The organism is Gemmatimonadota bacterium, from assembly GCA_016209965.1.
Classification (GTDB): domain Bacteria; phylum Gemmatimonadota; class Gemmatimonadetes; order Longimicrobiales; family RSA9; genus JACQVE01.
Map to the genome: position 1 here is coordinate 1 of JACQVE010000268.1, position 7,753 is coordinate 7,753.

Consider the following 7,753-nt stretch of genomic DNA (forward strand, 5'->3'; position numbering starts at 1 on the left):
CGACGGCGGGCAGAGGTCAGAGCTGGGCGCGATCCTGGAGTGGCTGCGCACGACGCGCGAGGGGTCGCTCCAGGATCTGCCCTTCACGCCCACGCCCGCGGTGTGGGACGAGGTGGCGAGCGAGACGGACGTGTGTCTGCGGGCGCGCTGTCCGCATTTCGAGCAGTGCTTTTACCAGCGAGCGCGGCGCGATGCTGCGTCGGCCGACGTGCTGGTGGTGAACCATCACCTGCTGTTCAGCGACCTGGCCGTGCGGCGGGCGCAGGGCAACTACACGGCGCCGGCAGTGCTGCCGCCGTACCGGCGCGTGATCCTGGACGAGGCGCACAACCTGGAGGAGTCCGCGACCTCGCACCTGGGGGCCGCGGTCTCACGACGCGGGCTGTTCCGCCTGCTGGGCCGACTCGAGCGGCGCGGCCGGGGACTGCTCCGGATCATCGAAGAGCGGCTGAAGGCGGGGCGGGATGACCTGCTGCAGCAGGACGCGCTGCGCGAGATCAGTGGCACGGTGCGGCCGGCGCTCGAGCGAGTGCGGCAGCGGGCGGCGGATTTCTTCCGCGGGCTGGACACCCTGGTTGCGGCTGCGCCCGAAGGGGTGCTGCGGCTGGACGCCGAGTTCCTGACGCAGCCCTTGTGGGCCGAGTCGCTGAGCCTGATCTACGAGGGGCTGGCCCTGTCCCTGGAAGAGCTGGCGCGCGGGCTCGAGCGGCTGCGCGAGACGATCCTGCTCGATACCGCGTGGAGCGATGCGCTGCAGGGAGAGCTGGTCGAGCTGCAGGGTGCGGCCGGCCGCACCCGCGCCGCCCTCGATGCCCTGCGCCTCGCCTTTGCGCCCGCGCAGGACGCGTTTCCGCTGGTGCGGTGGCTGGAGCGGCGCGGCGGCCGGGAGGCGGGCGCGGCTGGTGCGGGGGGCGACGGGGGCGAGGGTGGCGAGAGGGGCGAGGGGAACGTGGCCGTGAGGACGGCGCCCGTCGACATCTCGGAGCCGCTGCGCGAGTCGTTGTTCGAGCAGGTGGACACGGCGGTGCTCACGTCCGCGACGCTGGCCACGCGCGGCGACTTCGGCTTCCTGAAGAGCCGCCTGGGGCTGGCGCGCGGCGGGTTGCGGCTGAGGGAAGCGGTCTACCCGTCGCCCTTCGAGTTCGAGCGTCAGACGCTGATCGCGATTCCCACGGACGTGCCGGCGCCCGTGGGCGAGGAGGGGGCTTTTGACTACGCCACGGCGGAAATCGTGGCGGACGTTGCGGATACCAGTGATGGCGGGATCTTCGGGCTCTTCACGTCCTACCGCTCGCTGCGCGCGGTGGCGGGCGAGCTGCGGCGGCGTGGGCTGCACGCACGCTGGCCGCTCTTTGAGCAGGGGGAGGCGCCGCGCGCGCAACTGATCGAGGCGTTCACGCGCTGCGGCCGCGGCGTGCTGCTGGGCGTCGCATCCTTCTGGGAAGGCGTGGATGTGCCGGGCCATCCGCTGCGCGGACTGGTGATCGCCAAGCTGCCGTTCAAGGTGCCGGCGGAGCCCGTTACCGCGGCGCGGATCGAGGCCATCGAGCAGGAGGGTGGCGACTCGTTCCGCGAATACGTGTTGCCCCACGCGGCGCTGCGGCTGAAGCAGGGGTTCGGGCGATTGATCCGCTCCGGAAGCGATCGCGGCGCGGTCGTGCTGCTCGACCGCCGCGTCGTCGAGAAGGGGTACGGCCGCTACTTCTTCGAAACCCTGCCGCCCGCCCCCGTGCACACCGGCCCGTGGTCGGAACTCCGGGCAGTGGTGCGGCAGTTCTACGGAAACGCCCCGGGTTAAGCCCGCCGCGCCCGTTTCGTCGGAGCTCGTGCTAGTTCCCCGTTTTCGCAAACCCAATTACGTATTCACCGCTGAGTGCGCAGAGGACACAGAGTGGCAGCGAGTGCCCCAAACCCGTCCGATCTCTGCCTCCTCCGGTGCGCTCCGCAGGGAACTGATACGTTCTCGTAATTGCGAAAGGATATGCTATTGGCCCGCCGGCACGGCGGGTGCGTCCAGCACCTGGCGCGTGGTCTGGGCCAGCAGCTCTGGTGTGAACGGCTTCTGCAGGAAGGCGATGCCGGCCTCGAGCACGCCGTGCCGCACAATGGCGTCGTCGGTGTAGCCGGACATGTAGAGGACGCGGATCTCGGGATCCCGGGCCGCGAGTCGCCTGGCCAGCTCGCGCCCGCTCATTTCCGGCATGACCACGTCGGTAATCAGGAGGTAGATCCGGCCGGTGTGCTGTTCGGCGACCTGCAGCGCCTGGGGGCCGCTGGCCGCTTCGAGCACGGCGTAGCCGCGGCGCTCGAGGATGCGGCGAGCGAGGCGCCGCACGGCCTCGTCGTCTTCCGCCAGTAGAATGGTCTCTGACCCGCCCGGCGCCGCTGCCCTGGGCGCCCGCTCGATGACCGCCGCCGGCTCGTCGATCCGGGGCAGATAGACCTTGAAGGTGGTGCCGCTGTCCACCTCGCTGTACACCCAGATATAGCCGCCGCTCTGCTTCACAATGCCGTAGACCGTGGCCAGGCCGAGCCCCGAGCCGCGGCCGTGCTCCTTGGTGGTGAAGAACGGCTCGAAGATCTGGGACTGCGTGTGCCTGTCCATGCCGTGGCCGGTGTCCGTCACGGCCAGCATCACGTAGCGGCCGGGCTGCATCTCGGGGCGGTGCGCCTGCTCGCGGGCGAGCTCGGCATTGGCCGTCTCGATCGTGATCCTGCCGCCGTCAGGCATGGCGTCCCGCGCATTGACCACGAGGTTCACGATCACCTGCTCGACCTGCCCGAGATCCGCGCGGACGCGGCCCAATTGCGGCGCGAGCCGCACCTGCATCTGGATGTCCTCGCCGATCAGGCGCCGGAGCATTTTCTCCAGCTCCGAGACGGTGGCGTTCAGGTCGAGAGGCCGGGGCTGGAGCAGTTGCTTGCGGCTGAAGGCCAGGAGCTGCCGGGTCAGCGAAGCGGCGCGGTCTGCGGCATTCTTGATCTCCTGCAGGTCCGCGGCCATGGGATTGTCCGGAGCCAGGTCCTCGATCAGCAACTGCGCGTGGCCCTGAATCGCTGTGAGCAGATTGTTGAAATCGTGGGCTACGCCGCCCGCCAGCCGGCCTACCGCCTCCATCTTGTGCGCCTGGCGCAGTTGTGCCTCGCGCTGGCGCAGCGCCTCCTCCGCCTGCTTGCGCTCCGTGATGTCGGAAGAATTGATGACCACGCCCCTGACCGCGGGGTGCGCCAGCAGGTTGTTGGCCGTGGCCTCGATCACACGCCACGACTCGTCCTTGTGGCGGAAGCGCAGCTCGAGCGCCTCGCCGCCGTACCTGCCGCTGAGCACGCGGGCAAAGGCTTCCCGGGTGGCGGCCACGTCCTCGGGGTGCACGAAGCTGAAAACGTCGCGGCCCAGCATCTCGTCCGGCCGGTAGCCCAGCACCCGCTGGACCGAGGGACTCTCGTAACGGATCGTGCCCTCCGCGTCGAGGATGGTGATGATGTCCAGCGCGTGCTCGATCAGGGAGCGGAAATGCTCCTCGCTCTGACGCAACGCCTCCTGCATGCGCTTGCGCCGCGTGATGTCGTGAATGATCCCCCGATAGCCGACCACGCTGCCGTCCGCCGCCCGCTCGACGGAGGAGCTCAGCTCGCAGTGGATCAGCCCCCCGTCCTTGCGCCGCAACTGGACCTCGAAGTCCAGGACCGCGCCCTTCTTCTCGATAGCCCGCTGGAAACGGCGGCGATCGGCCGGGTCGGCGTACAGCTCGCGCGCGTTCAAGCGGAGGATCTCCTCGCGGGTGTAGCCGAACAGATCGAGCGCCGCCTGGTTCACGTCGACGAAATGCCCGTCACGGGCCGTGATGTAGATGGCGTCGCGGGACTGCTCGAAAAGGCCGCGGTAGCGCACCGCGCTCTCGCGCAGCGCCGCCTCCGACTGCCGCAGCCGCGCCTCGCTCTCGCGCAGCGCTTCCTCCGCGCGCCGCCGTTCCGTGATGTCCCGGAAATACACGGAAAGCCCATCGCCCGCCGGGTAGGCGTGCACTTCGAAGATCCGGTCCACCAGCAGGGACGGGGCCTCGAAGTCGACCGGCCTCTGCTCCGCCAGCGCACGATGGTACTCCTGGTAGAAGCGCGATCCCACGGACTGCGGAAACTCCTCCCACACCACGCGCCCCACCAGCTCCGCACGCGGCCGGCCCAGCAGCTCCTCGGCCTTCCGATTCACGTACGTGAAGCGCCAGCCCCGGTCCAGCGCCACGAACCCGTCCCGGATGCTTTCCAGGATGTTCGTCAGCCGCTCCCGGGCCGCCTCGGCCTCGGCTCGCGCCGCCTGCTCGCGCGCCAGCACCTCGGCACGCGCGTCCGGCGGATCCGGTGATGAAGTCGGAATCATGCCGATGAGGGTGGGCTGGACGAGCCGCGTGGGTAGGCGGAGCGGTTGAAGCCGCGACGCGTGTTCCCCAACCTGGGGTCGGCGCCGCGGCGTATCCGCCCGCCCCACACACTCACTCGCCTCGTCACGATCCCGCACTGTGTCAGGGGGAGAGGGCGCCAAGATAGCGATTCGGGTCAGGTCTGGCAAAGGGTGGGGCTCAGGATAGTGAGTCACAACCAATGAGGCGGTGTGCTGCCTGAGGCGGTGTGCCAGGCTATGGCGACGATGGCTCGCGGATGCAGGGACGGTACTCGCTACCGCTCGAGTCGGCGGCCGTGTCGGGCACGATGATGCGGAAGATGTGGGGCACAACGGAGGCGAAGACGCCGGTGCCGTCGCCGCGGATGCTGGGGATGCGGACCAGGCCGGAGGGGTTGAAGTTGCCGCCGCGATGCCAGTGTACGTAGTTGCGGTCGGCGGCGGCGATGACGACATCGGCCAGCGTGTGGGGCGGCAGCCCGTAGCGGATGGCGAGGAGCAGGTCGCGCTCGAGCTCGAGGCGCTCGAACACGCCGAAGTCGGTGGGGAAGACCATGCTGGTGTCCTCGCGGGTGATGTTCAGGCCGAAGAGGCGGAGGGGGTCCTGCTCGACGGTGATGCCGCGGGGGGCGAGGGCGCGGCGCAGGCCGCGGAGGTCGGTCTCGGCGATGTAGACCCAGGCGCCGGCGGCCGCAGTCCAGGTGATCGACAGGGGCTGGCCTGCCGGCAGGGTGCAGGCTACGGGTGCCAACCTGTGCTCTGTGGTGGCTTCGGGATCGAGCTCGGGGTGCCGGAGCTGAAAAGTGCCGGGCACCACGGTCGCTCCCGTGAGCAGCCGGCCGTCGGCGGTTTCCATGCGCAGCGTGTAGCGCTCGCCAGGCCGGACGAAGCCGGAACCGAAGCCCGCTTGTTCGAGATCCGTGGCGTAGCAGGTGCCTTGAACGTCGCCCGCGGCGGTATCGGGCTGCAGGGTGCAGCGCTTGTCTTCCAGCTCGTGGAAAACAAGCTGCCGCCCCGCGGCATCGCTCACGCTGATCCGGGCTCCGCGCACCGTTGCTGGGGCTCCGGCCTTGAGCGTGCCGTGCAGGAACGCGAGCTGCTGGGGCTGGCCCGCGCGCAGGACGATTTCCGCGACAATGACGTCCTCGGGATCGGCGGTGGTGACCTCTTCGAGCTCGCAGCTGGCGAGACCCAGGGCGGCGGCGAGCCAGAGCGCGGCGCCGACTGCGGGCGCGCCGGGCGGCGTGCGGCGGGTGCGGCCGCGTGCGCAGAGGCTGCAGACGCCGCGAGCCACCTGCAGGTGAACACCGTGACCGCTGGCGGGCAGCGGTTGAGCGGATGGGGCGCGGCTCAAAAGACCACCTCGAGGCCCAGCGTGGGCAGGAGGGGGAACATCGAGATGCCGGAGCGCGTGGCCGGCGAGCGGTCGTACTGGTAGAAGTAGAAGAGCACGTTCTTCCGGTTGTAGACGTTGAGCAGCTCGAGGTAGGGCGTTAGCGTCCCCCACCGGGGCAGGAAGCGGCGGCGCAGGGTGAGGTCGAGGCGATGGTAGGCGGGGTAGCGCGCGCCGTTGCGCTCCCCGAGTGCCACAGCGCGCGCGATTTCCCCGGTAGCCGGGTTCTCGAAGGTGGCGAAGGCGCCGCCCCTCACCAGATAGTAGTCCAGGAACGTGTAGCTGCCCAGCGCCCGGGTGTAGGGCAGTCCCGTGCCCAGGTTCCAGCGCAGGCCGGCATCCAGCCGCCAGGGCAGGCGGCTGCGCAGCACCAGGTCAATGTCCAGGCGGCGGTCGAACACCGGCGGGTAGCGGATGGCGGGCGCGGGGTCGAGCCCGGAGAGGAAATCAGGGAACTCGCGCCAGGTACGGAGCCAGGAGACGGCCAGCCAGCCTCGCACGGTGCCACTGTCCCGGCGCACCAGCAGGTCGGCGCCGTAAGAAGCGCCGCGGCCGGCGAGCAGGTCATCCGTCCGGTCGTTGGGATCCTCCGCGAAGTTGTTGGTCGTGACGCCGTCAAAGGAGCGGTAGTAGGTCTCGATCGAGGCGGACCAGCCGCTGCCGAAGAAGCGCTCGAGCCCTGCCTGGACCTGATCCGAGACGACGTGCGGCGCGCGCTCGCCGGCCAGCACCCAGATGTCGATGCCCAGGGGCAGCTCCTCGTCGCGCAGTGAGTGGAGGAACTGGGTGTAGCGGCCGGCGGCCAGCTTGACCGCGACGTCGCCTCCCAGGAGGCGCTTGACGGCCAGCCGGGGCGCGAGGGCAGTGCGGGTCGGGGCGCCCGCCGTGAACCAGGCGTCCGCCCGCCCGCCCAGCTCGAAGATCCAGGAGCGCCCGGCGCGCGCCCGCGCCTGCAGGTAGCCGCCGGCCAGCAGGGAAACCTGGCCCTCGCGGCGGAACACCGAGCCGCCGCCCTCGAGGAGGTTGGCATAACGGTAGCGGTCCAGCTCGGCGCCCGCGCGCAGCGCGGCCGTGCGGCTCAGTGGCAGGTCCAGGTCAGCCCGCAGCAGCGCCTGTTCCATGCGGCTGCGGAAGCGGGTGTCCTCGAAGTCGGGGAACCGCAGTGAAGTGCTGAACCGGCTGTAGCCCGCGCGCACATCGAGCGCGCGGCCGGCCGCGGCCGCCGAGGTCCAGCGGATCCCGGCGAGGTCGTTCCCCCAGTCCCAGAACAGTCGCAGCGGGAAGTCTTCCACCCGCGTCAGGTCCAGCACATCCTGGCCCGTGTAGGCGGTGGCCGTGAGGCGGGCGCCGCCAGGCGACCACCCCTCGAAATACCCCTGCAGATCGGTGAGGTGGTAAGGGAACTCGAGCACCGGCTTGAGGAGCTGATCGAAGTAGGAGCGGCGGGCGGAGGCGCGCAGCCGGGCCGTTTGGAGCCCCAGGGGCCGCGCCAGTGCAGCGGGCAGCTCCGCGCCCAGCGCCAGGCGAGTGGCCAGCAGCGAGACGCCGGCCTGCGCCTGGAAGCCCGGCGGGCCGGCGTCGCTTTCCACGGTCAGTACCGAGGAAACGCGGCCGCCGTGCTCGGCCGGGAACCCGCCGGCCATGAGCTCGGCCCGGGCTACGAGATCGGAGTTGAACACGCTGAACAGCCCGCCCAGGTGGAAGGGGTTGAACAGCGGGAAGCCGTCTAGCAGGATCAGGTTCTGGTCGGCCGAGCCGCCGCGCACGTTGAAGGCGGCAGAGTAGTCGGAGGTCGAGACCACGCCGGGCAGGACCTCGATAGCGCGGACCGGGTCGGACTCCGCGAGCCCGGGGATCAGCGCCAGCTCTTCGGCGGCCAGTTCCTGAATCGTGCGGCCGGCCTCCTGCTCGAAGCGAGCGCGGCGGCGCTGGACCTCGACCTCGAGACCCGGCAGCGGCAC

4 protein-coding genes are annotated in these 7,753 nt (G+C 70.3%); 1 reads left to right on the top strand and 3 read right to left on the bottom strand.

Annotated elements, in window-relative coordinates; genetic code table 11:
• Positions 1-1,798: helicase (locus tag HY703_10705; GenBank protein ID MBI4545656.1), on the top strand; the 1,798-nt coding region annotated here is incomplete at its 5' end.
• A gap of 186 nt (positions 1,799-1,984) precedes the next feature.
• Here the strand turns inward: HY703_10705 and HY703_10710 are convergent.
• From HY703_10710 to HY703_10720, 3 genes are all read right to left on the bottom strand, one after another.
• Positions 1,985-4,378 (bottom strand): PAS domain S-box protein, encoded by a 2,394-nt coding sequence (locus HY703_10710; protein ID MBI4545657.1) that lies wholly within the window; start codon positions 4,376-4,378, stop codon positions 1,985-1,987.
• A 256-nt stretch (positions 4,379-4,634) separates the two neighbouring features.
• Positions 4,635-5,693: a hypothetical protein gene (locus HY703_10715; protein ID MBI4545658.1), complete on the bottom strand. Its 1,059-nt coding sequence runs from the start codon at positions 5,691-5,693 to the stop codon at positions 4,635-4,637.
• A 56-nt stretch (positions 5,694-5,749) separates the two neighbouring features.
• On the bottom strand, positions 5,750-7,753 hold a 2,004-nt coding region (locus HY703_10720), incomplete at its 5' end, for a TonB-dependent receptor plug domain-containing protein (protein ID MBI4545659.1).

Excerpts from the sequence above, each read along its gene's own strand:
- HY703_10710 (MBI4545657.1), bottom strand. The coding sequence starts at position 4,378 with ATGATTCCGACTTCATCACCGGATCCGCCGGACGCGCGTGCCGAGGTG.